Source organism: Halorubrum ezzemoulense DSM 17463 (genome assembly GCF_002114285.1).
Taxonomy (GTDB): Archaea; Halobacteriota; Halobacteria; order Halobacteriales; family Haloferacaceae; genus Halorubrum; species Halorubrum ezzemoulense.
This window is the reverse complement of the sequence record NZ_NEDJ01000023.1, coordinates 1-23,111: the sequence shown is the minus strand read 5'-3', so window position 1 is coordinate 23,111 and position 23,111 is coordinate 1. Positions and strand designations below refer to the sequence as shown.

Sequence of the window (23,111 nt, the reverse complement as noted above, 5' to 3'; positions counted from 1 at the left end):
CACGAGAGCGCGGTCAGGACTCGTACTCGGCCCAGATGTATCGCGTCCCGTAGCTCCGGTACGGGCGCCACGCCTCGGCGATCTCGCGCATCTCCGCGCGCGACAGCGATTCCCCACCGTTGTACACCAGCTCGATCCCTTTCCGAACCGCCAGGTCGCCGAGCGGGAGCACGTCCTCGCGCCCGAGCGCGAAGACGAGGTACATCCTCGCGGTCCACTCGCCGACGCCCGTGATCTCGGTGAGCCGGTCGACGACCGCCTCGTCGCTTACGCCCGCCAGCTCCTCGCGCGTGAGGTCGCGCTCGTCGTCGCGGAACGCAGCGGCGGCGTTGCGCAGGTAGTCGACCTTCGTGCCGCTGAGCCCGGCCTCGCGCAGGGCCGCCTCGTCGGCCGCGAGGACGCGCTCCGGGGTCGGGTCGCCGCCCACGACTTCCACGAACCGCTCGTGGATGGCCGCCGCAGAGGCGGTCGAGAGCTGCTGGTTCACGATCGAGGTACAGAGCCGCGCGAACTCGTCGTCCGCGGGCGCGACGTCGAGGGGCCCGTGTCGGTCGACGAGCGTCGCCATCGTCGGGTCCTCGCGGAGGACCTCGATCACCGGGTCGTCTACGTCCGCGGCCGGACCGCCACTCTTCGCCGCTGGCCCGTCAGCGTCCGCGGCCGGGTCGATCGTTCCGTCGACGCCGTCGTCCATACCGAAGCGAGGGACCGCACGGAGGAGTACGTTCGGTTCCGGACCGGTCCGCGCGGCCTCTCACACCCCGCGTCGAGCGCTCGTGCTCGTCTCAGTCCCTCGCACCCCGCGTCGACCGTTCGTGCTCGTCTCAGTCTCTCGAACCTCGCGTCGAGCCGCCGCCAACCCACCCGAATAAACTTACAGTTTGTTTTACGTTTGGAAGATGAAAACGTTCAACCATGACGGTTCCGACTCTCAGGTATGCAGCTCGAAGACGTCCAGCGCGTGACGGTGCTCGGCGCCGGGAACATGGGCCACGGTATCGCTGAAGTGGCCGCCCTCGCCGGCTACGACGTGTCGCTCCGCGACATCAACGATGAGCTCGTCCAGAACGGGTACGACCAGATCGAGTGGTCGCTCGGCAAGCTCGCGGAGAAGGACCGAATCGGCGACGACGAGGCGGACGCCGCGCTCGACCGCGTCGACGCGTTCGTCGACCTCGAGGACGCGCTCGACGGCGCCGACGTCGTCGTCGAGGTCGTCCCCGAGAAGATGGCCATCAAGAAGGACGTGTACGACGACGTGGTCAAGTACGCGCCCGACGAGGCCGTCTTCGTCACCAACACCTCCAGCCGCTCTATCACCGAGCTGTCGGAGGTGACGGACCGCCCCGAGCGCTTCTGCGGGATGCACTTCTTCAACCCGCCGGTGCGGATGGACTTGGTCGAGGTCATCTCCGGGGAGCACTCGAGCGAGGAGACGCTCGACCTGATCGAGGGGCTCGCCGAGTCGATGGGGAAGACGCCCGTCCGGGTCCGGAAGGACAGCCCCGGGTTCATCGTCAACCGCATCCTCGTCCCCCTGATGAACGAGGCGGCGTGGATCGTCGAGTCCGGCGACGCGACGATGGAGGCGGTCGACTCCACGACGAAGTTCGACATGGGCCTCCCGATGGGGTCGTTCGAGCTCGCCGACCAGGTCGGCATCGACGTGGGCTACCACGTGCTGGAGTACATGCACGAGGTCCTCGGCGACGCCTACCGCCCCTGCCCGCTGCTCGGCGAGAAGGTCGAGGCGGAGGACCTCGGCAAGAAGACCGGCAAGGGATTCTACGACTACGAGGACGGCGACGGCGCGCAGATCCCGAGCGACGCGCTCGACGACGACGTGCGCCGCCGCCTGCTCGCGGTGATGGCCAACGAGACGGCCGGCCTGATCGGCAACGACGTGGCCGACGCCGACGACATCGACGAGGCGGTCAAGCTCGGCGCGGGCTTCCCCGACGGCCCGGCAAAGCTCGCTGACGAAGAGGGGCTCGACGCGCTGGTCGAGACGCTCGACGCCCTCGCGGAGGAGACCGGCGAGGAGCGCTATGAGGCGACCGACTACCTGCGCGAGGCGGCCGAGTCGGGCGGCTTCCGCGGCGACGGAGCCGACGGCGACGCGGAGAGCGGCCCGGCGTTCGACGTGCTGAACGTCGACGTCGACGCCGACGCGCGGGTCGGGCACGTCGAGATCGACCGCCCGCACCGGATGAACACGATCAGCGGCGACGTGCTCGACGAGCTCGCCGACGCGATCGACCTGCTCGACGGCGACGACGACGTGCGGGCGATCCTCCTCTCCGGCGCGGGCGACCGCGCCTTCTCCGCCGGCGCGGACGTCCAAAGTATGGCCGCGGGCGGCGCGGACCCGATCCACGCCGTCGAGCTCTCTCGGCAGGGTCAACAGACGTTCGGCAAGCTCGAGGAGTCGGACAAGCCCGTCATCGCCGCCATCGACGGCTACTGCCTCGGCGGCGGGATGGAGCTCGCGACCGCGGCAGACATGCGGATCGCCTCCGAGCGCTCCGAGCTCGGCCAGCCCGAACTCGACCTCGGCCTGCTCCCGGGTTGGGGCGGCACGCAGCGGCTCGCGCGCGTCGTCGGCGAGGGGCGCGCGAAGGAGATCATCCTCACCGCCGACCGCTACGACGCCGAGACGATGGCCGACTACGGCTTCGTCAACGAGGTCGTGCCGGGCGACGAGCTCGACGACCGGGCGCGGGAGCTGGCAGCGCAGCTCGCGGGCGGCCCGCCGATCGCGCAGAAGTACACGAAGCGCGCGATCCACGCCGGACGCACCGACAACGAGGCCGGCCTCGAAGTCGAGGCGATGGGCTTCGGCCACGTCATGAACACCGACGACCTCATCGAGGGCGTCACGGCGTTCATGGGCGACGGCGAACCCGAGTTCGAAGGGAAGTAACGAGGGCTCGGCTGCGCACTCGGTGAGCCGCGCGGCGAAGAACGTCCAGCGCGCGTCGGCGCCGTCGGCGAGCGAGTCGTCGACGGTCGATTCCCGCTCGATTACGAAGCCGGCGTTCCGGAGCTGCCGCCGAGTCGCCTCCGCGCCCGCGATGTGCCACTGCATCTCGACGCCGGTGTCGAGCCAGTCCGGGTTCTCGCCGTTCCACGGCTCCGGTCCCTCGGAACAGAGGAGCCGTCCGCCGTCGCCGAGGACGCGGGCGAACTCGTCGACGACGGCCTGGTGACGCCCCTCCGGAACGTGGATTAGCGAGTGGTACGCCGTCACCGCGTCGAAGGCGCCGTCGCGGAACGGGAGCGCGACGAGGTCACCCTGCGCGAGCGGCGCTCCGGGGACGTTCTCGGCGGCCAGCGCCAGTTGGGTGCGCGAGATGTCCGCTCCGACGGCGGTCCCGGAGTCTTTCAGCGCTCGGAGCACGGGCGTGCCCTGCCCGCAGCCGGCGTCGAGGACCCGCGCGTCCGGCGGCAGCGACCCACGGAAGCGGTCGAGGACCGCTCGTCCGCGGCCGTCCTCGACGCGGTCGGCCGCGTACGCCGTCGCGAGTTCGTCGTACCCCCGGCGGACGACGTTCCTGTCGACCATGTGCGGGGACATTCGCGACGGGCTGTTGAACGCTTCGGTCGGCGCGGTCTCGTGGCCCCCCGGAGTATTCGGTGCCGTCCGGTGCCCGTCCGGGACCGATCACAGCGGCGTGTCGGCCGCCGCGGCCACCTGTCTACTGACGCTGCCGACGAGGTACGCGACCGCGGCGACGAAGAGGACGACACCGACCACACTCGACACGCCGGGGAGCGCGGCCTCGACGAACGCGGGGAGCGTCGTCGCCCCGGACACCGGGAGGAGGAGGACCGCGACGCCCCGGCGGACGGACCGTTTCGCGGATGGCTCTGCCATGGCGTCGGCCGACGGAACGCGGAGAATAAAGTGGTTATCGGTCGGCGGCCGGCGCGCTTAGACGTACCCTTCCTCGACGAGCAGCTCGCCGTTGAGCAGCGAGGCGCCCGCCGCGCCGCGGATCGTGTTGTGCGCGAGGCAGTTGTACTTCGCGCCGGCGTCGGTGGTCTGGACGCCGCCGGCGACGATGCCCATCCCGTCGGCGTACGTGCGGTCGAGGCGGGGCTGCGGACGCTCGCGCTCGTCGTCGCCGAACACCTTGATGAGCTGTTCGGGCGAGCTTGGGAGGTCGCCGACGCCCTCGAACGAGCGCATCGCCTCGCGGAGGTCCGCCGGCGCGGGGTCCTCGGCGAACTCGGCGAAGACGTTCTCCAGGTGGCCGTCGAGCGTGGGGATCCGGTTACACGAGGCGGCCACGTCGGCGTCGTGGAGGGAGACCTCGGCGCCGTCGAACTCGCCGAGCAGCTTGCGCGACTCCGTCTCCATCTTGTCCTCCTCGCCGCCGATGTGGGGGATGGCGTTGTCGAGGATCTCCATCGAAGTGACGCCGGAGTAGCCGGCGCCGGAGACCGCCTGAAGCGTCGAGACCCGGACGCTTTCGAGGCCGAACTCGTCGATCGCCGCGAGCGTCGGCACCATCGTGATCGTCGAGCAGTTCGGGTTCTTCACGAGGGCGCCGTCCCAGCCCCGCTCGTCGCGCTGGACCTCGATGAGCCCGAGGTGGTCGGGGTTGATCTCGGGGATCGTGAGCGGGACGTCCGCCGCCATGCGGTCGTTCGAGGAGTTCGAGGAGACGATGTATCCGGCATCGAGGAACTCGGGCTCGACCTCGGCCGCGACGCCCGACGGGAGCGAGGAAAAGAGGAGGTCGACGTCGTCGTCCGCGACCCCTGCGGGGCTCGTCTCGGCGACCTCCATCTCGGCGACGCCCTCCGGAATCGGGGTGTCGACGCGCCACTTGGCCGCCTCGCGATAGGTCTTGCCCGCGCTCTCCGCGCTCGCGGTGACCGCGGCGAGCTCGAAGGTCGGGTGGTCGTCGAGCAACTGGATGAACCGCTGGCCGACCGCGCCGGTGGCACCGAGGATGCCGACTCGTACTGACATTGCGCGTGGGTCCGTGACAGGGACGTAAGTGCGTTCGGATAGCCGTCGATACCGCCGAACGCGGCCGGCGATTCGGTCTGACGGTCGGTCCGACTACGATGCGTCGGCGACCGCGGCGCGTTCCCAACGAACCGTCGCCGACTGCCGCGGTCCGGGAGATATTCGCCGATCCGGCAGGAACGTTCCGTTCTGGGCGTCAGGTGCGTTCGAAGCACGCCCAAGTTCGACGGGTTCTCGCTCGTCCCGACCCTGTCCGCCGCCACGCTGGCGAGCGTCACCCACGAGACGGCCCGCTCGCTCTCCTTCGGCATCCGGCCGGAAGTCGTGAGCCTCTCACCCGACCGTTTAACCGCGTGCGACGGATATCCGAACGTGCGCGCCCCTAGTCCCCGCCCGAGTACTCCCCGATGGGAGCGATGACAGCGCGGAGAACCCAGGCGCGTGACACCGGTCGCGAACGCGACCCGCCCGTCGCCGCGCAGGCGACCGCCCGCCACGAGGGTTTCCCGGTCGACGCGGCACGCCGCCGGAGATGAGACCGGTCGTTAGTGTCGCGGGCGACATTCCGACGCTCGACAGCGGCGCCGCAACGCACAACCCCTCGCGCGCCGAAGGCCCGACATGTCGAACACCCGCGGCGCCGGCCCCGCCGTCACTCTCGTCCGCAACGCCACGGCGCTCGCGACCGTGGACGGGACGACGTTCCTCGTCGATCCGCTGTTCGCGTCCGAAGGCACGCTTCCGCCGACCGACAACACCCCGAACGACCGGCGCAACCCGCTCGTCCCGCTTCCCGACGTCGACCTGTCGCACGACGCGGTGATCGTCACCCACCGCCACCCGGATCACTTCGACGACGCGGCCGCGGAGCGACTCGACGCCGACGTGCCGCTGTTCTGTCAGCCCGCGGAGGCGGACGCGTTCGTCGAGGACGGCTTCACCGACGTGCGACCGGTCGAGGAGACGCTGGCGGAGTTCGACCCCGACGCCGTCGTGCTCAACGGCGGCGCGGCGCAGTTCAACCACGGCGAACCGATCACGATGGGCGTCGAGGACGTCGCGGCCGTGCGCGAGGCTACCGACGCCCCGGTCGCCGTGGTCCACATGGAGGCGATCAACCACTGCCTGCTCTCGCGCGAGGAACTCCGGGCGGAGACGGCGGACGTGCTGATCCCGGAAGACGGCGAGCGGATCGAGTTCTGACCGGCGCCTCGATCACCGCTTCAATTCGCTACGGAGCCTCGCAGCTCGCGATACTGCTCGCCGCGAGAAGGTCCGGGTGCGAGAATCGAACCCGGGCGAGACGCGCTCCGCTCGTCTCGCATGATTCAATCTCGCCTTCCGGACTTTTCGCTCCTCACTCTGTTCGTCGGAAAAGGTCCGGGTGCGAGAATCGAACCCGCGTCTCAGCCTCCACAAGGCTGACTAATGGACCTCACCAAATATGATACTCTACTTCGACTCGAATCCACACAAAACGCTCAAAGATACCAAATTCAAGGAACTAAGGCAAAATCAAAACCGAAGAGAAGCGAATCAAATATGGTGTGTGTTTCGGTCACTGTCGGGCAGCTTCGAGCGTTTCCTCATCAAAATCGAATATGAGTTTGGCTTTGGGCCCTGCCCGCCAGATACCAGATTGTGGACTGTCGCGCACAAGCCACCCATAGCCCTCCATTTCTCGTGCGACTCTTTTGACTGTAAATATCTCCGAATCTTCAAACCCGAGTTCACTAAGTTTGAACTTCCCTTCGGATGCTATAGTTGTCATTATAGTATCCCAAGCCTCGTCTCTTAGCGTCACTACCGACCACCTCGTGAATCTGGGTAATGTCTGTTGAACATGGTCTGCCTTTGGGGTTGGTCCGTTTTATTGGTTGTTGGACGGTTCAGCGGTTGGAGTAGTAGTTGTCAGATGCTTGGTGAGCGTTAGCGACGTATCGTTGTGCAGTCTCAACGCGGTTGATGCGTAGCATTTGCATGAGAGTAGTAATGTCTTCACCCTTATTTATGATATCTGTGCCCACACCTCTACGAATCATGTACCAGCCGTTTTCGCGGCTCTCAACGTCAATCCCTGCCTCTTTCTGTAATTGAATCATCAGATATCGGAGGGAACCTGCCCCATAAGGATTCTTTCGCCGCGTCAGCCAGACTGCGTCCGAACCTTCGTACTCGGGCAGTTGTTCTCGCTCATCTTTCCATTTATTGATGACGCGTGCAGATGTGGGGCTGATTTTACACTCTCTGTGTTTTTTCCCTGCCTTAGAGTCTTCTTCTTTGGGAATTCGAAGATAGGCATCATCTTCTCTTTTTGTATCAAGCCATTTCATTCGAGATGCATAGATTTCGCAGGGTCGGAGCCCAAGGTCCGTGCTCAAGTGAACGAGACTGGGAATTTTCCAGCTATTTGCATCCCAATCATCTCCGCTTAATGCGTATTTAGGTTTCTCTAAGCGTTGTGCGAGACGCGCAGCCCATTCATCGACTTCATCTTCACTGAGCTCGCTTCGGTCGGGAACAGTATACAGTCTTAGAGAGGCATACTTGATGGCCTTGAGCTCGTAGTCGCGACAATAATCGCGGAAGCCGGGGTCTCCTTCTTCCGTTTCTATCTGCTCATAGACTTCATCAGAATTCGGAATTTCCCAGTCAATCTCCTGCTGCTTGAGGACAAGAGAGGCGCTGTTGGCGGTCCGTCTACTGGTGCCGAGTAGATTGTCCTCTCGTTTGAGATAGTACCAGTATTGGTTGAGCTGCTCGGGGGTAAATTCAATCGTAAATTCTTCTCCAGTTCTTTCTGCGATGAATTCGTCAAGGTCGAAGTCATTGCTTTTGTTTTTATTGCGGATTTCCTCTCCAATGTAGAGCCATTCACAGAACCGCTCAACACGGTTGATGATGTCCCGCATCGAATTGTAGGCGTATCCAATCTGCTGGTCCGGTTTCTTGCCGCGGTCGTAGGCCCAGCGACAAAACTCAATTCTCCAGTCTTCAAACAGCTCAAGTTCTAGCTCGTTGAGCCTCCTCTGTAGACTTTCTCGAACCTCGGGGACGTTTATCTCGTCAAGAGAATATTCTGGTAGCCGCTTATTGTTATTTGGTTGTTCAACGCTTGCCATTCTATTTTACCTCACCACATCTAAGATACCACAGCATATATGGTTTACTTTCTAACCGCAAATAGCCCATTATGCCAAATTCAAGCATTATAAGGTCTCTATACGCTTTTTTGGACCACACCATTTTTGATGTAGTCTTACCATACAGTGAGCTGTTGGGCCGTTGATTACCATTGCTGAATCACTATATATGGAGTAGAGAAAGCATTCAATTGGATGGCCGAAGTAAATCCGGAATCTGGGTCTTAAATTGAGCAAGTGCTGTAGAGCATCGTAGTGTGTTGGGCTATGGGTACCACCAGTAATGACAGAAAATTTTATTCGTAGAACAAAGGGACGCGCTTGATAAAATGAGTGATATACACATACAACAGAAAACCTATTCACCCTCCTTTTGAAAAACCACTCAATGAGCTTAGATTTTCCGAAGTGGATAGCCCAGTACAGACAGGTGAACCCTAAGGAATCAATAGAGTATAGAGATAGTTCGGGGGCATGGAAAGAAGACAAATATCACAGATTCTACTCTATATCGTCGGAATTCCAACAGCGGGGATACATCTACCGAGATGAGCTCAGAAAGATTGGTAAGTGGAAATCAGGAGGCAGGATAGACCACCTATTGAAGCAAAACAAACCCAACCACGTCGAACGACGAACCACGGTGGCATTTCGCGCTAATAATGACGCAGACAAGGTGGAAGCCCTTACAGAACTCAAGGGAGTTCGTGTCCCCGTTGCTTCCGCAATTCTAACTATGTATGACCCCGCGAAGTACGCAGTCATAGACTACCGGGCTTTTCGAGCTCTTGGAGCCGCTAAGCCACGATTGTTAGACCCCCAGTATTATCGCGACTACGCGGAGTTCATAGAACACTTTCAGGACTACAACTCATCTCCGGAAGCATACCGATTCTACATGGAGGAAGTTCGGCAGATAGCTCAGCAAAAAGGGATACTGCCACGGGAAGTAGATATGGCGCTTTGGGCGTTTGACGAACATACATCTTAGCTGGTCACGCCACCGCGATACTTTTGCCAGTTCGTGGCTTTAGATACACAGACAGTTGGAACAGAGTCCAACCAAGAGATATACCCTCTTTTATTCTCACATTGAGCGGGGTATCTCCATAGGAGATAGTCGAAAATCGCATTTCATACTGTTTTCTGCTGTGTCTTCATGCTGTGTAAACAGCATTTGAACAATACTGTACACTATATTCTACACAATATCTTTGCAATCTGTTAGAGAAGAGTCTCGTATGAAGTCGAATAAAACAGATACGCCACAAAATCCTGAAAACCTCCAAGCATCAGATTACGACGACGCTAGCCTCAAGATTCTAAAATGTCTTAATCGGCGTCCAAAGTCTCAAGCAAATTCCGTGGTCATCCGTCGCGAGACCGGATTGCCGAAACATCAAGTTGAACAGAGAATCAGAGCAAATGGTATTCTCGTGCGCGCAAAGCTCGTTGAGTTAGTCGGGTATGATTCTGAGACGAACCACGCTCATCCCCCTAAACTGATGGCTCTTACACAGTATGGACGGGACGCTATCCATCACGGTTTCTTTGATGACGATATAGACGAGACCGGTCAGGTCATTCTTGATGAAGAGCAGTTCATCGAATTCAAGCAATCTCTCAGTGGACTCGAAGCACGGCTTGACACTCTTTCTGAACTGATTGAACAACTCAGAGAGACATCACAGCAGCGAGACCGTGCCATACAGAACGACATTAACTTCGTCTACTACGAGGTCGCCATGCTTCGTGAAATTGTCAGTGGACTCGGCGCTTCGAAGAAAGAAATGTGGAGAAAGACGGAGAACTGTCGTGAGAGAGTAAACAACGGAACAAACCTGAAGAGAGAATTTTACTCGGACTTGGCTGGACAAAACCACTCGTAATTTTGTTGATTAGAGCCGCGGCTACCTGCCAAATCCACGTCGACGGTGTGTGTTTTGACCGACCATTCGATTTACCCAGATGATGAGCGCAAACGTTGGAATACCGACAACGAACAAGAGTGTAGCGACCGCGATAGAGTTGAGAATGGCGGCTACAAGCAAATCGAATACGAAGTAAGCGATGACACCCGGAACTCCTGCGATAATATAGGACCCTACAACCGAAGCGACAGTCAATCCGATACTGAATAATCCTAATACACCGACAAACATCATCGCGTAGCTTGCTGGGTCGACAAACGCATGTTCAGTAGCAGGTGCGTCGTTCAACGCTCCCGCCATCTCAATGAATATCGTCTGGAAGACCGGTATCAGAATAACAGCAATAATTTTGCCTTCAAACGCATCCTCTGCAATCGTTGCGCTCGAAGCAGCGGGGCCACGTGTCATCCTTTTCTCCCTGAGAGGGCTTCCCTCGTTTCGGTTGTTGTGGTAATCTCTTCTCGAATCTTGTCCTCGCCCTTCCACTTGATGTACCGATACCAGACTCCATTTGCGTCGGGCGTCGTCTGATTCAGTTGGCGACGGTCCTCACTGAGTCGGTCGAACTTCGCCATAACTTCCTCGTCGTTCAAATCTTCCGAGACCACTGTGATTGCGAGGAAATCGCGGTACTCGTCGAAGAGTGCGTGATAGCGACGAGCTGACCGGCGGAACTCTTCTGCCCTGTCTTCCAGATTCGTACCTCGCCGATATCCAGTAATACCGGCGATGAGCAGCGCAGGAATCGCGATATATCGATTCGGCATCACACCCCAGAAATTCGTTGCGAGTATCAACGAAGCAGCAGCAAACATAACGGCATCTAATATGCGCGAAAGCGCACGGTAGAAGTTGGCCGCTGCAAAGTGCTGTTTGTACGTGTAACAGATTGAGTCGGCCTTGTTCTCCGCCCTATGGCGGATTTTATCTCGAATTCCGTCCATTAGTCGATGTCCTCCCCGAGAGCATCGCCATACTTCTCGTTCGCCTCTTCATTGTCACCGTTCTGTCGATGGGCTCTTGCGTCTCGCATCTGTCTCCGAGCAGCTTTGGCCTTCCTGATAGCCTCTTTTCGATTCGAGCGGTCCATGTTCGAGTCCAATCGGTCACCGTTTACGGGGTCCCGAGTCCCCCGCGAAATCCGGCGAGGGAGTTCTTCAACAAACCCTTCGACTAATTCCTCAGTCGACGCGTCCTTGTTGGGATGGTTGTGTACATGGTCATAGGCCATCACTTCCATGTGGTACGAACTAACCGGAACATTCCGATTCTCACGGAGCTTCTTCGCCACTCTGGCTACTTTCTGGAGTTTGCCGCCACGGGCGTTGTCGACTGCTTCGAAGCGTTGCTTGTAGCCTCGCGGGTTCGTGCGCACCCAAGACCTACCTTCGCTGTACGTGTCCGGGATTTTGTAGCCACCAGTTCCGTCCTTGAAGGCCGGAGCAACATCCACGGTGAAGTCGCTGAATTGGACACTCACGACGTTTCGGTCGATTTTGACCTTCGAATTGGGATATCGTTTCTCCAGTGCTCGTTTTACTGCCCGGAGGCAGTTGCTCGACCCATTTTCTCCACGTTCCCACTTGCCGTGTTTTTCACGGCTTAGAACGAACATCACGTCCGTATCGGAGTCCTCCGAAAGTGGGCCCACCATCGTCCCTCGGGTAAACGACCCGAACTGATGGCTCTCGACGACCTCCATCTCCTCTTCTAGAATCTGCTCTAGTCGCTCTCGACGCTCGTTAATCGTCTTGCCTTGGCGGTTCGTGGGTCCAGTTTCATCCGCATAGTCATCCAATGAGGTTTGACCTGTATTCTGTTGCTCAGATTCATCTTCATCCTGATTTCCGGGATATCCGGGTGGGGCGATATCAGTTCCCATCAGGCCCACCCCCGTGAGTTCGTGAACGTATAGAGTGGTGCCTGTCCTACCGCAAGAGCGGATTCAACCTGTTGACTCCAAGCATCGTACTGACGTACGGCTTTCTCGACAGACACGTTCCGAGGGTTGAATTTTCGCAGCCACCGTTGACCAGCCGCACCAGTCACGCATGGTGGAAAGTCCGATACCAAGTTCTCCGATTGGAAGCCGATTAGCATCATGTTCTCTGGTTCAAATTCACGTGCAATGCGATGGATGCACTCAAGCAGGGCCTTGTATCGAAATCCGTAGCTGAAGTATTGGACGCAGTAGTAGGCCACTCTCGTCAGACCAAGCTCTGCGAACGCTTCGTAGCAAAGACGACGCTCGTACTCGGTTTCGCCCTTGACCAAGGGGACCACTTCAATACCAGCACTCTGGAACTCTGGAACAAACTCCATCAAGTCAGCCACATAGGTCTGGACGGTCTCGATTCGTTGAGAACGCGCGTCACGATTGTAGACCGGGCGGTCGCAGGGAACTATGGCATCTGCTCCGACTCTCTTAGCGAACGCTAGCTCACGGGCAGGAAACCACTCCTCCAATGTCTCGTCTGGTATTGTCGAGGTGAGTATGAGCTCGGCATCGATATCCACGAGATTGACGCCATTTTCATCGAGCCGACGTGCATGGGGATAGTCAAGCATCACGGCCCCAATCGATTTCGCTCTCGACGAGAGGTCGAGATGTTCCCGCTTCGCTTCTATCCGAGGGATTACGCCCGTCAGATAGCCACGATTCATCGAACAACACCGCTCTTCTCGTGTCCCTGCATATATCGCGTTACACCGTCACAAAGGAGCGGGCGGGGTATATAACGTGAGTAAAACAACACAAATCGTTGTTATACAAAAACACTGAGCGGTGTTTTGATATACAACCATAATAGTGGTTGTTAGTATGCCGGATAGTTACGACCTTGATAACTCTCTCCAGACAATAATGGAGTGGGGTCAGTACGAGGCGGCAGCATACCGAGTCCTCGTCCGGTTCGGACCTCTGGAGGCTTCAGACGTTGCTGTCCGAGCCGAGATTCCACAGGGCCGTGTTTATGACACTCTGAACAAGCTACATAGCGAAGACGCAGTGGTCAAGCAGGGCGTTCAACCGACCAACTGGGATGCACAGAATCCTCGGAAGCTCATCGAGCCTAACAAACGAAAGTTCGAAGGAATGGCCGTGGAGGCGATTGAGGCGTTGGAGCCCGCGTACGACCTTAATCTGGAGTCCCAATCACATCCTGCATGGGTGACGACTGGTATTGCAGATACCTCAACGAAAGCACGTGAACTCTTCGAGGAGGCTGAAGACAGAATCTGGATTCTTGAACGCACATTCTGGCTCTCTGGGCAGGATAGGGAACTACTCCAAGCGAAGGCAGAAGATGACGTAGATGTCCGAATCATCGGATGGGGAGGTCGACCCGAACTCCAAGGTGTGGCTAAAGAGGTTCCTGCCGCGGATTTTAGAGAGACTGACGAGGTCGAAACGTCATTCTACGTGAGTGACGAAGGCACGGTCTTGATTAATCTCAATCAAGGGGATATGGGAATGCTCTTCTACGATACTGGCACGGCAAAGATTTTCACAAAGCACTTCGAAGAGGTATATAAGAACGCTAGTGAGGTGACTCCCAATGCATAGAAAAATGCTCCCAATGGCACTTCTTGATGCCTGTGAAGGAGACGAAATTGAGGGACGAACACGCCTCCAGAAACTGGTTTTCCTTATGGAACAGGAGCTAGAAGAGGACCCAGAAGCGTCTCTTGACAGCTCCGATTATAATTTCATTCCATACGACTATGGACCATTTTCGAAGAAGCTATATGATGATTTAGATTCACTTGAAGACTCCCAATTAATCGAGGTAGAAGAAGAAGATATGGAAGATGGTAAAGTGAAATATAACTATCGGCTTACCGACCAAGGCCGAAAGTGGGTCAAAGACCAGCAAGCTGATTCAAGTGCTGAGTCCGCACGGTCTCTAGCGAAGACCCTTGCTGAGAAATATGATGAGATGGTGTTATCAGACCTAATCGACGAAGTCTACGCTGAGTACCCAGAATATGCGAAGAACAGCGTTTGGTAACCAAGGACTTCTCTAATAGGTGCTCAGATTGACCGGCAATCGCTAATCCTCATCACTTCTAAAGCGACGGTCAAGCCACTCAAGCAGAGACCATCGCCATTTTGACACCGTGTTATCCATCACATCCGCATCCTCAAGTGACGGCTCGGTCATACTCTTTCAGACACACTGTGAGGACTTAGTTTTCAGGTCAGTATGATTCCTCTCTATGGCCTAGGCCAACAGGGATGTACCGCTCACTAAATTCCTCGTAGCTCACTCTAGGTACCACATCCTTCTCCATGAGTTCCTCAAATCGCCGGAGGTCCCCCTCAGAGTTGGACGCTTCCAATGCCTCAGCTATTTCTTTAGCTATCTCACCCCCTATACCGTTTATGAAGGAGTACAAGTCTTTGTGCGCCGTTATTTTAACGAACGCTGTAAGGACTGTTCCACAGTTATATTAGATTTCACGTAGCAACACAACTACTCAAAAACATTAGTTCTGAGTTAGCTACCCAAAAGCAGGCACGGTTATATACGGATACACCTTACTCAAAGTATGTCTGTAACTGCCGTCTATCTCCGTGTATCTACAAGTACACAGTCTACCGACCGACAACAAACTGAAATCGAAGACTTCCTTGGTGGTGACGTATTCGCAGAGGCCGAGGTCTACGTCGACATCGCAAGTGGAGCTGATGATTCACGCCCGGATTTCCAACGTCTGACAGAGGATATCGAGTCAGATGAGATTGACCACGTGGTAACCTACGAGATGTCCCGTATCTCGCGGCGACTTAACACGACCGCTGATTTTATCGACCTCTGCGTGGAGAATGAGGTTGCGCTTACGACTACGAGCGACGGGTTCCCCAATCTGAGTGGTGATGGGAACGTGGGCGATGCCCTTATTGGCAAGTTGTTTGGTTGGCTAATGGAGTTTGAACTCCAGATGATTCGTGGGCGGGTTCAGTCTGGTGTTAATCGAGCGATTGAGTCTGGGAAATGGGTTGGTCGTCCCCCGTATGGATTCACGACTGACAGTGACGGATATCTCGTCATTGACATGGAGAACTTTCTCGCGATGCAGATAGCTATAGAAACAGTTCTACTTAAACCAACGCAATCTGTGAATAGCATTGCTCGCACATACGGAGTCCCCCAGTCAAGTCTCGACCGCATTCACAAGGACGAGGAACGTCGCGAGCTCTACCTATCAGGTGACACCGACGACGAACGCCTTTCCACAGCCCTTGGTGAAGAGACCACCCCTCAAAGTGAACTGAGCGACCTCAAAGAGCGTCTCGCAGACCTCGAAGCCAAAGTCAGTGTTGAGGAGTGACCTCTGGAGACCCTGATATACTCTTCAGTATCCTGTGACGGGAATATTGTCGAGATTCTCTCCAAAATCCACTTGAGTTCACAATTCGTGTTGAGGAAACGTATTTACTCGGATGTAGAGTCGGTCGTTGGTATGCGACTCGCGTCACAGTAACCAGCGGCTCTCTGGCGTGAGAAGCAGCAAGACATGAAGAAGAACGCAACAGACCAACATAGAGGTATCGCCGTCTCGAATGAGGACACAGTAACCTATCCAGCACCAATCCTCCACGGGTTGAAACTACAGGGTCAACTCAACGATGACAACCGGCTGTACGAACACAGCAAACGAGTTTTGAGTACAAACAACACGCACCAAGGCAAAGACGCAGACAAAGATTGCCCTCACCGTATGGCTCGAAAATCATTCAGTTGGACTAATGGACAGGTCGTTGAGGTTGGTCTGTTTTCATCATCGTCACAGTATGGAACTGTGAACGAGGGCGAGTACATTCCAGTACCCAAGCTACATATCAACTGTTACGCTGATGCTGAAGAGGATATAAAGGCAGATGTTCCTGCTAAATTGAGTATTGTCCTTGAGAAGCGTGTCTCGGGGCTTCAATATGAGGATGAGAATGAGTTTACGTGGCCCGGAGGCTGGGACGGTGAGACCCACGTTGAAGGAACATTTATTCAGATTCAGTCATCCTACGGCAAAGATGTCTGGACACTTTGGTGCCGTGCGTTCGAACTTCTTAGTTCTTTCATCGACTCTGAGTGGCTCTCAAATGTGTTCTCACAAACTGTTTTTGAGACGCTACGAGTAGGTACAATTGAAACCCACCATCGTCACGACCGAGAGACCCTGATGGCGGTCAACGAAATGATTGGTCAGGCGGGAAGCCTACTCGTTCACGATGGCGAAGATTGTTCTGAAGTAGTATTATACGAACGCGGCCACAGCTTGCTCCATCGGGTCCAAAGCAGTGATTTTCAATTACTGGGTTTCCGGAGTGAGATTGACTTCACTTATCGAGGCCAAACGTTCACTACTGACCTGAATGACTGCGCAGTAAAGACCTACGAACATAAGGCGGCGAAAGTTGTCAGTCCAGAGAACCCATTAGCACATCCAAAGACGGAGTCAATTTTGTTAGGATGGTTTCCCGCACCTGCTTTGGAGTCACTCGTACAAATTTCAACGACCATCCTACACGCTTTCCTGAAGTGGAGTGGTATCGAGTGTCAGGATTTTATCGGGGATGATTACTACTCTCCAGAAGAGCGCCCGCCAGTCACAACACGGGTGCCGACTGAGTATATGAGAGGATTACGGACCTATTACGAGTCCGAGAAACTCCGACATACCCTCATCGGCGAATTGTACCACAAACGGACGAAATCAAAGTTCGATATCATTGCCTCACTGCTCTTTTCGAGCAGTCACTCCAAGCACGGCTCAAGTGGTGTAACCTATCAGGCTCTCGCTCAAAAAACAGGTCTCGCACAAGAGACTCTTCGCAAGCACGTGCGGGAGTTAGAGAATCTGGGTGTTGTGAAGAGGATGCGTAGTGGCCGCACCTTCATCGCTATCTCTCGGGCGTCACGCGATATGCTTCGGAAGCTCGTTGTCCCGTCAGCCCGGAATATCGGTGATGTTCTCTCAAAGGTGAAAGAGCGGGCTTCAATTCGACGCACAGACCGCGACGATGCCGGGAAAAATGAAGCTCAAAACTCAGTTAGAGAAGAGATTGAGCCTAACCAGCTACATGAGGCTCAGGAGAACTGGCAGTGTCTCACGCAGACGGAGTACGAGCCCGAGGAAATCATGAAGCAGATTAGGACTGGGCGGTTATCGCCTGACGACATCTTCATTCGGAAATAGCCGTCGTCACTCCGTGGTCGCCCCCGTTGAGCGTTAGCTCTCTCATTCTCGCTGTTCAATACCAATTACCACGGGATAATAGACGATATCCTGTTATTTCCAATCGAGATTTCACTCATACGAGGTCTGGATGACCTGTGACTCGACATTAATCTGGACCGAACGGATATAACTAAGTATGAATCTCTTGTCCCTGTGATTAGAATACTCGCCGACGTGGGTCGGTTTTACCCCAATAAGAGCCCATGGGTGGGCCGCTTCTGGTGGGGTAGGGCTTAGGCTATTGCGCCTAACGTGTAGAGACCGATATCAGATTTTACTGCGGAAGATTAGGATTCACCCTACTAGTTCTACTCTTGAATGTTCCCCTCTGATTCAGCTTAGAGGGAATACAACAGAATACTACAAACTGGAATTTGATATTCCAAGCAAAGTTCTAAATAGTGTATCCGCTTCCTCAGTTACATGACCGAACACGAGGCGCTCATAGAGGTTCAGCGGGCACTTGAGGAGAAGTACGGGGCGTCGCGTGTTATCCGTGAGCCAGCATTGGGGGAGAGTGGAATATCCCTCCGACCTGACCTTCTCGTATTCAAGGACGAGGAGAGGACAATTCCGTTCCTCGCTATTGAGTATAGCAGTCTCAGTACCCCGCACAGAAGAACCGAGGATATCGAGCAAGTTCGGAGATACGTCGAGAAAACCGGGGCACCGTTCGGTGCGATTGTCTCCGAGGACCTCCTCTATATCTTCCGGATAGACCAGAACGACGAACTAATCGAAGTTCCCGTTTCCGAGTATCCAGACATCGGCGACGAACCAAGCGCGGGTCCACAGCCCATCGGGTCGCACGAGATATTCGAGTTCCTCGTTGCGCGGATACGTGACCAGCTTCGAGTTAGAGGGCATCAGCAGGTATCGAAAGAGTTTGCTCAGCAGCTGTACAGAAAGTATGAGGCCGATAGAGAATCGTTTACCGTCGACATCAAGGGCTCGTTTGAAAAGGACATCGTGAGTCTCGACGAGTCTATCCAACAACGCCACGAGTCTTACGCGCCGGACGAGGCACCAATCGACTCACACGTACTCAGAACCGTCTTTTCGGTCTTCTCGAACTACGACCTCGCGTCCACATCACTCGACATCCGACGGAAAATCGTCGACGAGACGTTCATGGGAGACTTCTTCGACCGTGAGGGTGAGAAGTTCACTACCCCCCCTGAGGTTGCCAAGCGTCTGGTTGAACTGCTCGATATCGCTGACGGTGACTCTGTCCTTGACCCCGCATCGGGCTGGGGTTACACGTTAAGAGCGGCCAACGAGTATACAGATGAGGTCGTCGGTGTAGAGCTGAATCGCGGTGTAAACAACACTGCTCTCTTCTTCAACGACCTGCTGGGGAAGTCCGGCACCTACGTTACAGCCGATTTCTTGGAGATGGCCCTTCGGGAGGATAGCCAAGCTCTGAATAAGTCTACCACTCTAAGCACATTCGCGGGCGACGGGGAGGACAGCACCCGACCGCATCTCGCGGCGGAATTCGACCGTATCGTACTTGACCCACCCTTTGGGGGACGCCCCGAACTCGGGGGAGGTCCCTCTGAGGAAGTTCTTGAGTATATTGATGAAGGGAAGAGAGTGCAGTTACACGAGGCATTCCTTTCCTTGGCCTTAGACCGATTGGCCGATGGTGGTCGGTTAGTTGCAATAGTTCCAACTATCAGTCTAGTGGCTGTCCGTAGCGCGTGGCTTCGAAAGAAGGTCGTCCAAGATTACAATCTTCGTGGGATTATTGAGCTCAGTGATGCCAAGCTCTTCCCGTACCTCGACTCCAGATTCAGCCTCTCTGTTATAGTGGTTGACAACCATGGGGAACCGACAAACGAGTTCACGGGCGTCGTCTGTGATGAGGGTAGTGAGGATGAGCTGAGTCAAGCAGTAGCGCAGGTCAAGAACAACGAAGGGCAGAGGATACCAGTGAAGGGTGGTTCAGAATCCCTCCTGCCGAGCGAACTTCTGGGAATGGAAGAGGCTCAGCGGGCACTCCACGACCGATTCGACAACGTCGCCCCCTTGGAAGAAGTCGCAACTCAAATCGAAGGAGGTGCGCGTCGTTCCGGCGAGGAGGTGGAACCGTATGAAGACCCGAGCTCCGACATCTCTTATCTCAAATTGAGTGCGGACCTGTACGAATGGACGACTCGCATCAACGATGACACTCCCGTCGCAGATTCAACAGATGTTCTAATTGGGTTAAAGGGGACACCGGGGAAGGTATACCACCCCGGCGAGAAGGTCGTTGCCTCATCAAACTGGGCAATCATACGATTCGATTCAGAGGCTGAGGCGGCGGTCTACGCTGCTTACCTCGCATCACAGATGGGGCAACAGCAGATAGAGTCCATGGGCCGCGGGGCTACTATCCAGTACATCCCTCTGCGAAGAGTCGGTGATGTTATCGTTCCGTTGTACTCCGATAGCGAACTCAAGGACCTTGTAGAGGAGGTTCAGAAAAGGCGGGACGAGTACCACGACGAACAGAGAGACTACACTGCCGTCGATTTTGAGGGGGTGTTCTAAACGATGAGTGGGGGTGAGCACTCCGGGACAACCGACCTGCTGGAGGGGACCGTACTGGAGGAGCAGCTGGACCAGTGCGACGCAATTATGGCGGACATCATGGAGGAGAGGCTTGACCCGACCGACGAGGAGAACATCTACACGAGGGTTGACTTCCAGTACGGGCGAACGAAGGACAAGACGCTTGAAGTTCTATCAGACCGGTTTGAGGCGGAAGGGCTCAACACGGCACTGAAGACGCTGATTTCCGGCATCATTGAATGTCAGGGGTTCCATTCCAAGCTCGAACGCAACGGGCAGAGAGACGACAGTCTGGAAACGGTGACGCGCTGGTTCAAGCTCTATGCTGCAGTCGTGCTTGAGAAGCAGCCCGACATTCCGTTCGAGTTCGTTCTTACCCAATTCAAGAAGTACCGTGATGTCGTCATCGTCCATCCAGACGGTATCCCGACGGCTACCGATAAGCCCGAAGCCTCGTTGCTCGGGTTCCTCACTCTGTCGTGGACCGCAATGGAGGAGATTCTCCGCCTCTGGCAGGAGATACTGGGGAAGTCACAGATTGAGCTAATGAGCCGCGAGAGCGCTCTGGATGGCAATAGCCCGAAGTATGGATTTATTCACAACCTGTTCGATACCAAGGGGTTCGTAACCACTTATCCCGAGGCGCAGGCAGGCGACGACACCTACTTTGACCTCGACTCTGCCAAATACTTCCCTGATGAGGGAGATATCGTTGAGTTGGAGGACAAAGAGAGTACGGGCTACCACAATGCCCGAACAGCTACCTCGCTCAGGAAGTACAATCCTTGAACGTCCACATCATCCCTCATGGCCGCGCCACATCGCACGTGAAGCGCGGGCTCCGCGCCTACCCGGGCGCGGACAAGGTCTATCTCCTCACCAGCGACGCGTTCGAGTCCGAGGGGATAGAGCTGGAAGCGGACCTCCAAGAGTTTGGCTACGATGTCGAAAGCCGTCTGATAGACGCATTCGACCTCCGGGATGTCGTGGACCCCATCGTGAGTATCGCCAAAGAGCACCCGGGAGACGACCTCTTCATCAATATCACGGGCGGAACAAACCTCGTCGCAGGAGGCGCGACATCGTCGGCGTTCTTCATCGGCGCGACGCCCTACTACGTCCTTGAACCACAGGACGGAACTGAAGATATCGACGAGCTCGTCATGGAACTTCCCGCACCCACGCAGCCACTCACGTTCGAGGTGGAAGGACTTCAGCGAGACCTCCTTGTCACGCTCGGTGACTGGGCTGACGAGGGGAGAACGGGCGTGATAATGCGTGAGATTGGGGAAGCGCTCGGAGAGTCGGCCCAGAAGGTCAGTTACCACGTGGACCAACTTGAGGACCGTGGACTCGTTGAACGACGACCGTCTGGGCGAACCAAACACGTGTACCTCACTGACGTGGGGAAGCTGTATCTCCAATGGACAGGAGAGGAGTGATTTCCAATGGCACCAGAAAGAGATAAACGGCCGATGGAACATGAGGGTAGTATGGCTTCTAAAGACGAGAGCCTCCTCCAGTATACCGAGGGCGGGGAGACTCTCGAACTCGACACGCTGGAATCTCACCTCTGGGAGGCGGCCGATATTCTGCGTGGGAGTATCGACGCGGCAGACTACAAGAACTACATATTCGGGTTGCTCTTCCTGAAGCGCATCAACGACCGGTTCGAGGAGGAGACGAGCGAAATCGCCGAGGAGCTTACCGGCGACGACGAGGAACCCGATGAAGACCTTCTCGAACAGATTCGAGGCGACCGCGACCTACACGAAGAGTTCTGGGTACCCGAGCGCGCTCGCTGGGGCCACATCGCCGCACAGAGCAGTGACATCGGTGCGACGCTGAACAAGGCCCTCGAAGCGGTCGAAGACGAGAACGACGCCATCGCCGACCGCGTCCTCACCTCCGTCGACTTCAACGACAAGGACCGACTCGCAGATTCGACGCTAGAAGAACTCGTCACGCACTTTTCGAAGCACCGCTACCGGAACGCAGACCTCGAAGACCCCGACATCTTCGGGCGGGCGTACGAGTACCTCATCCGGCAGTTCGCCGACGACGCCGGAAAGAAGGGCGGAGAGTTCTACACGCCACGCGAAGTCGTCCAGCTTCTCGTCGAGTGCGTGGACCCCGGGCCCGGTGACCGCGTGTACGACCCTGCCTGTGGGTCCGGTGGGATGCTCGTCTACTCCGCGCAGCACGTCGAGGACGAAGGTGGCGACCGAGACGATATCTCCCTCTACGGGCAGGAGAAGAATCTGAACACGTGGGCCATCGGTCAGATGAACGTTCTCCTACACGAGCTACAGGACGCGAATATCGCAAAGGGGGACACCATCACAGAGCCGAAATTTATCACCGAACATGGTGAGTTGGAAGTCTTCGACCGAGTAGTCGCAAACCCCCCGTGGAATCAGAAAAAATGGAATGCAGAATGGGTGGGAGATAATGAACCCTATAACCGCTTCACATACGGGCTGCCTCCGAAAAATCGGGGTGACTGGACGTGGGTCCAACTTATGCTTGCCTCTCTTTCAGAGACGGGCAAAGCCGGCATCGTTATGGATAACGGCTTGCTCTTCCGGTCTCGTTCCGAGAAGAAAATCAGGAGGCCGATTATTGAAGATGACTTGATTGAATCGGTTATAGCACTCCCTGAGAATCTCTTTTACAATACTTCGTCGCCGGGATGTATTGTCATTCTCAACAAGGACAAGCCCGAGGAAAGAGAGGGTAAAATTCAATTCATATACGCAGAGGATGAAGAACTCAGAGAGTCCGGAGTACGCGTCTTTGAAGAGTTGTCGAGCCAGAACCGGCTAACTTCCGAAGGTGTCGGTTACATCGCTGAGACCTACCTCACAGGACGGGAGGAGGACCATCACAGCCGTCTCGTTGATATCCAAGAAATCGAGGAAAACGACTGGAATCTGAGTGTACCACGCTACGTGGACACGACAGCACCTGAGGAGTCCATCGACGTGAGCCAGAAATTGGATGAGCTTGATAAGCTGAAAACGGAGCGACAGCGGACGGATGAGCAATTGAATGAGTACATGGAGGAGTTAGATTACCGATGAGTGAAGCAGTCGGGCAATCAGAAATTCCGGAGGGCTACGAAGAGGTTCAGTACATCACAAAGCCGGTTAGTTGAGACGTCTGCTTGCTGAAGGTGTGTCTAATACCAAGCAAGCAGACGGTGAAATCCACGAGGACCAGCTTCTTAACTTCCTCGTCAACTCTCTTGACGAG

22 protein-coding genes and 1 pseudogene are annotated in these 23,111 nt (G+C 56.3%); 12 read left to right on the top strand and 11 right to left on the bottom strand.

Annotation, left to right across the window (positions count from 1 at the left end):
* Positions 1–13: 13 nt before the first annotated feature.
* Positions 14–568 (bottom strand): DNA-3-methyladenine glycosylase family protein, encoded by a 555-nt coding sequence (locus B9H04_RS08275; RefSeq protein WP_049931703.1) that lies wholly within the window; start codon positions 566–568, stop codon positions 14–16.
* 369 nt (positions 569–937) lie between these two features.
* On the opposite strand from B9H04_RS08275, the gene B9H04_RS08270 reads away from it, so the two are divergent.
* Positions 938–2,923 (top strand): 3-hydroxyacyl-CoA dehydrogenase/enoyl-CoA hydratase family protein, encoded by a 1,986-nt coding sequence (locus B9H04_RS08270; protein WP_085682597.1) that lies wholly within the window; start codon positions 938–940, stop codon positions 2,921–2,923.
* Between the two features lie 18 nt (positions 2,924–2,941).
* Here B9H04_RS08270 and B9H04_RS08265 read toward each other — a convergent pair.
* The 3 genes and pseudogenes from B9H04_RS08265 to asd all read right to left on the bottom strand — a co-directional run.
* Positions 2,942–3,565: pseudogene (locus tag B9H04_RS08265) on the bottom strand (class I SAM-dependent methyltransferase); the annotation flags it as partial.
* Between the two features lie 99 nt (positions 3,566–3,664).
* Entirely contained in the window at positions 3,665–3,877 is a 213-nt protein-coding gene (locus tag B9H04_RS08260; protein ID WP_049931540.1) for a hypothetical protein, read from the bottom strand.
* Between the two features lie 57 nt (positions 3,878–3,934).
* Positions 3,935–4,981, bottom strand: a complete 1,047-nt coding sequence (gene asd, locus B9H04_RS08255) for an aspartate-semialdehyde dehydrogenase (RefSeq protein WP_049931539.1) — start codon at positions 4,979–4,981, stop codon at positions 3,935–3,937.
* 621 nt (positions 4,982–5,602) lie between these two features.
* Here asd and B9H04_RS08250 point away from each other — a divergent pair.
* On the top strand, positions 5,603–6,184 hold the full coding sequence (locus B9H04_RS08250) for an MBL fold metallo-hydrolase (RefSeq protein WP_049931538.1): 582 nt from the start codon (positions 5,603–5,605) through the stop codon (positions 6,182–6,184).
* Positions 6,185–6,539: 355 nt separating this feature from the next.
* Here B9H04_RS08250 and B9H04_RS18075 read toward each other — a convergent pair whose 3' ends face one another.
* Together B9H04_RS18075 and B9H04_RS08245 are read right to left on the bottom strand one after the other, a co-directional pair.
* The gene (locus tag B9H04_RS18075) at positions 6,540–6,785 is read right to left on the bottom strand and encodes a hypothetical protein (protein ID WP_139835071.1); all 246 of its coding nucleotides are present in this window, start codon (positions 6,783–6,785) and stop codon (positions 6,540–6,542) included.
* Positions 6,786–6,870: 85 nt separating this feature from the next.
* A complete protein-coding gene (locus B9H04_RS08245) occupies positions 6,871–8,103 on the bottom strand; it encodes a tyrosine-type recombinase/integrase (RefSeq protein WP_080508583.1) in 1,233 nt (410 codons plus the stop codon).
* A gap of 409 nt (positions 8,104–8,512) precedes the next feature.
* Between B9H04_RS08245 and B9H04_RS18070 the strand changes: the two genes are divergently transcribed.
* Positions 8,513–9,115, top strand: a complete 603-nt coding sequence (locus tag B9H04_RS18070; RefSeq protein WP_139835070.1) for a hypothetical protein — start codon at positions 8,513–8,515, stop codon at positions 9,113–9,115.
* Between the two features lie 250 nt (positions 9,116–9,365).
* Positions 9,366–10,013, top strand: coding sequence for a hypothetical protein (locus B9H04_RS18065; RefSeq protein WP_139835069.1), 648 nt, complete (start codon positions 9,366–9,368; stop codon positions 10,011–10,013).
* A gap of 21 nt (positions 10,014–10,034) precedes the next feature.
* On the opposite strand, the gene B9H04_RS18060 is transcribed toward B9H04_RS18065, so the two are convergent.
* The 4 genes from B9H04_RS18060 to B9H04_RS08225 are packed head-to-tail and all read right to left on the bottom strand — an operon-like array spanning position 10,035 to position 12,719.
* A complete protein-coding gene (locus B9H04_RS18060) occupies positions 10,035–10,463 on the bottom strand; it encodes a hypothetical protein (RefSeq protein ID WP_139835068.1) in 429 nt (142 codons plus the stop codon).
* On the bottom strand, positions 10,460–10,999 hold the full coding sequence (locus tag B9H04_RS08235) for an SLATT domain-containing protein (RefSeq protein WP_049931535.1): 540 nt from the start codon (positions 10,997–10,999) through the stop codon (positions 10,460–10,462). The genes B9H04_RS18060 and B9H04_RS08235 overlap by 4 nt, the downstream gene beginning before the upstream one ends.
* Positions 10,999–11,937, bottom strand: coding sequence for a CBASS oligonucleotide cyclase (locus B9H04_RS08230; protein WP_139835067.1), 939 nt, complete (start codon positions 11,935–11,937; stop codon positions 10,999–11,001). The genes B9H04_RS08235 and B9H04_RS08230 overlap by 1 nt, the downstream gene beginning before the upstream one ends.
* Entirely contained in the window at positions 11,937–12,719 is a 783-nt protein-coding gene (locus B9H04_RS08225; RefSeq protein ID WP_049931533.1) for an apurinic/apyrimidinic endonuclease family protein, read from the bottom strand. Before B9H04_RS08225 ends, B9H04_RS08230 begins: the two co-directional genes overlap by 1 nt.
* Positions 12,720–12,876: 157 nt before the next feature.
* Between B9H04_RS08225 and B9H04_RS08220 the strand changes: the two genes are divergently transcribed.
* Both B9H04_RS08220 and B9H04_RS08215 read left to right on the top strand, forming a co-directional pair.
* Entirely contained in the window at positions 12,877–13,620 is a 744-nt protein-coding gene (locus B9H04_RS08220) for a TrmB family transcriptional regulator (protein WP_049931532.1), read from the top strand.
* Positions 13,613–14,065 carry a helix-turn-helix transcriptional regulator gene (locus B9H04_RS08215; RefSeq protein ID WP_049931531.1) on the top strand — a complete coding sequence of 151 codons (453 nt, stop codon included), beginning with the start codon at positions 13,613–13,615 and terminating at the stop codon, positions 14,063–14,065. The genes B9H04_RS08220 and B9H04_RS08215 overlap by 8 nt, the downstream gene beginning before the upstream one ends.
* A gap of 190 nt (positions 14,066–14,255) precedes the next feature.
* Here the strand turns inward: B9H04_RS08215 and B9H04_RS18055 are convergent, their stop codons facing one another.
* Positions 14,256–14,453, bottom strand: coding sequence for a hypothetical protein (locus tag B9H04_RS18055; RefSeq protein ID WP_139835066.1), 198 nt, complete (start codon positions 14,451–14,453; stop codon positions 14,256–14,258).
* 153 nt (positions 14,454–14,606) lie between these two features.
* Here B9H04_RS18055 and B9H04_RS08210 point away from each other — a divergent pair, with 153 nt between their 5' ends.
* The 6 genes from B9H04_RS08210 to B9H04_RS08185 all read left to right on the top strand — a co-directional run bounded on the left by B9H04_RS08210 (position 14,607) and on the right by B9H04_RS08185 (position 22,939).
* The gene (locus tag B9H04_RS08210) at positions 14,607–15,389 is read left to right on the top strand and encodes a recombinase family protein (protein ID WP_049931530.1); all 783 of its coding nucleotides are present in this window, start codon (positions 14,607–14,609) and stop codon (positions 15,387–15,389) included.
* 186 nt (positions 15,390–15,575) lie between these two features.
* Positions 15,576–17,255, top strand: a complete 1,680-nt coding sequence (locus B9H04_RS18050; protein WP_139835065.1) for a winged helix-turn-helix transcriptional regulator — start codon at positions 15,576–15,578, stop codon at positions 17,253–17,255.
* A gap of 465 nt (positions 17,256–17,720) precedes the next feature.
* Entirely contained in the window at positions 17,721–19,835 is a 2,115-nt protein-coding gene (locus B9H04_RS08200; protein WP_049931528.1) for an N-6 DNA methylase, read from the top strand.
* A gap of 3 nt (positions 19,836–19,838) precedes the next feature.
* Complete coding sequence (locus B9H04_RS08195; RefSeq protein ID WP_049931527.1) at positions 19,839–20,645, top strand: hypothetical protein; 807 nt, start codon at positions 19,839–19,841, stop codon at positions 20,643–20,645.
* Positions 20,642–21,298, top strand: coding sequence for an HFX_2341 family transcriptional regulator domain-containing protein (locus tag B9H04_RS08190; protein WP_049931526.1), 657 nt, complete (start codon positions 20,642–20,644; stop codon positions 21,296–21,298). Before B9H04_RS08195 ends, B9H04_RS08190 begins: the two co-directional genes overlap by 4 nt.
* A gap of 51 nt (positions 21,299–21,349) precedes the next feature.
* A complete protein-coding gene (locus tag B9H04_RS08185; RefSeq protein WP_085682596.1) occupies positions 21,350–22,939 on the top strand; it encodes a type I restriction-modification system subunit M in 1,590 nt (529 codons plus the stop codon).
* The last annotated feature ends 172 nt before the right edge of the window (positions 22,940–23,111 follow it).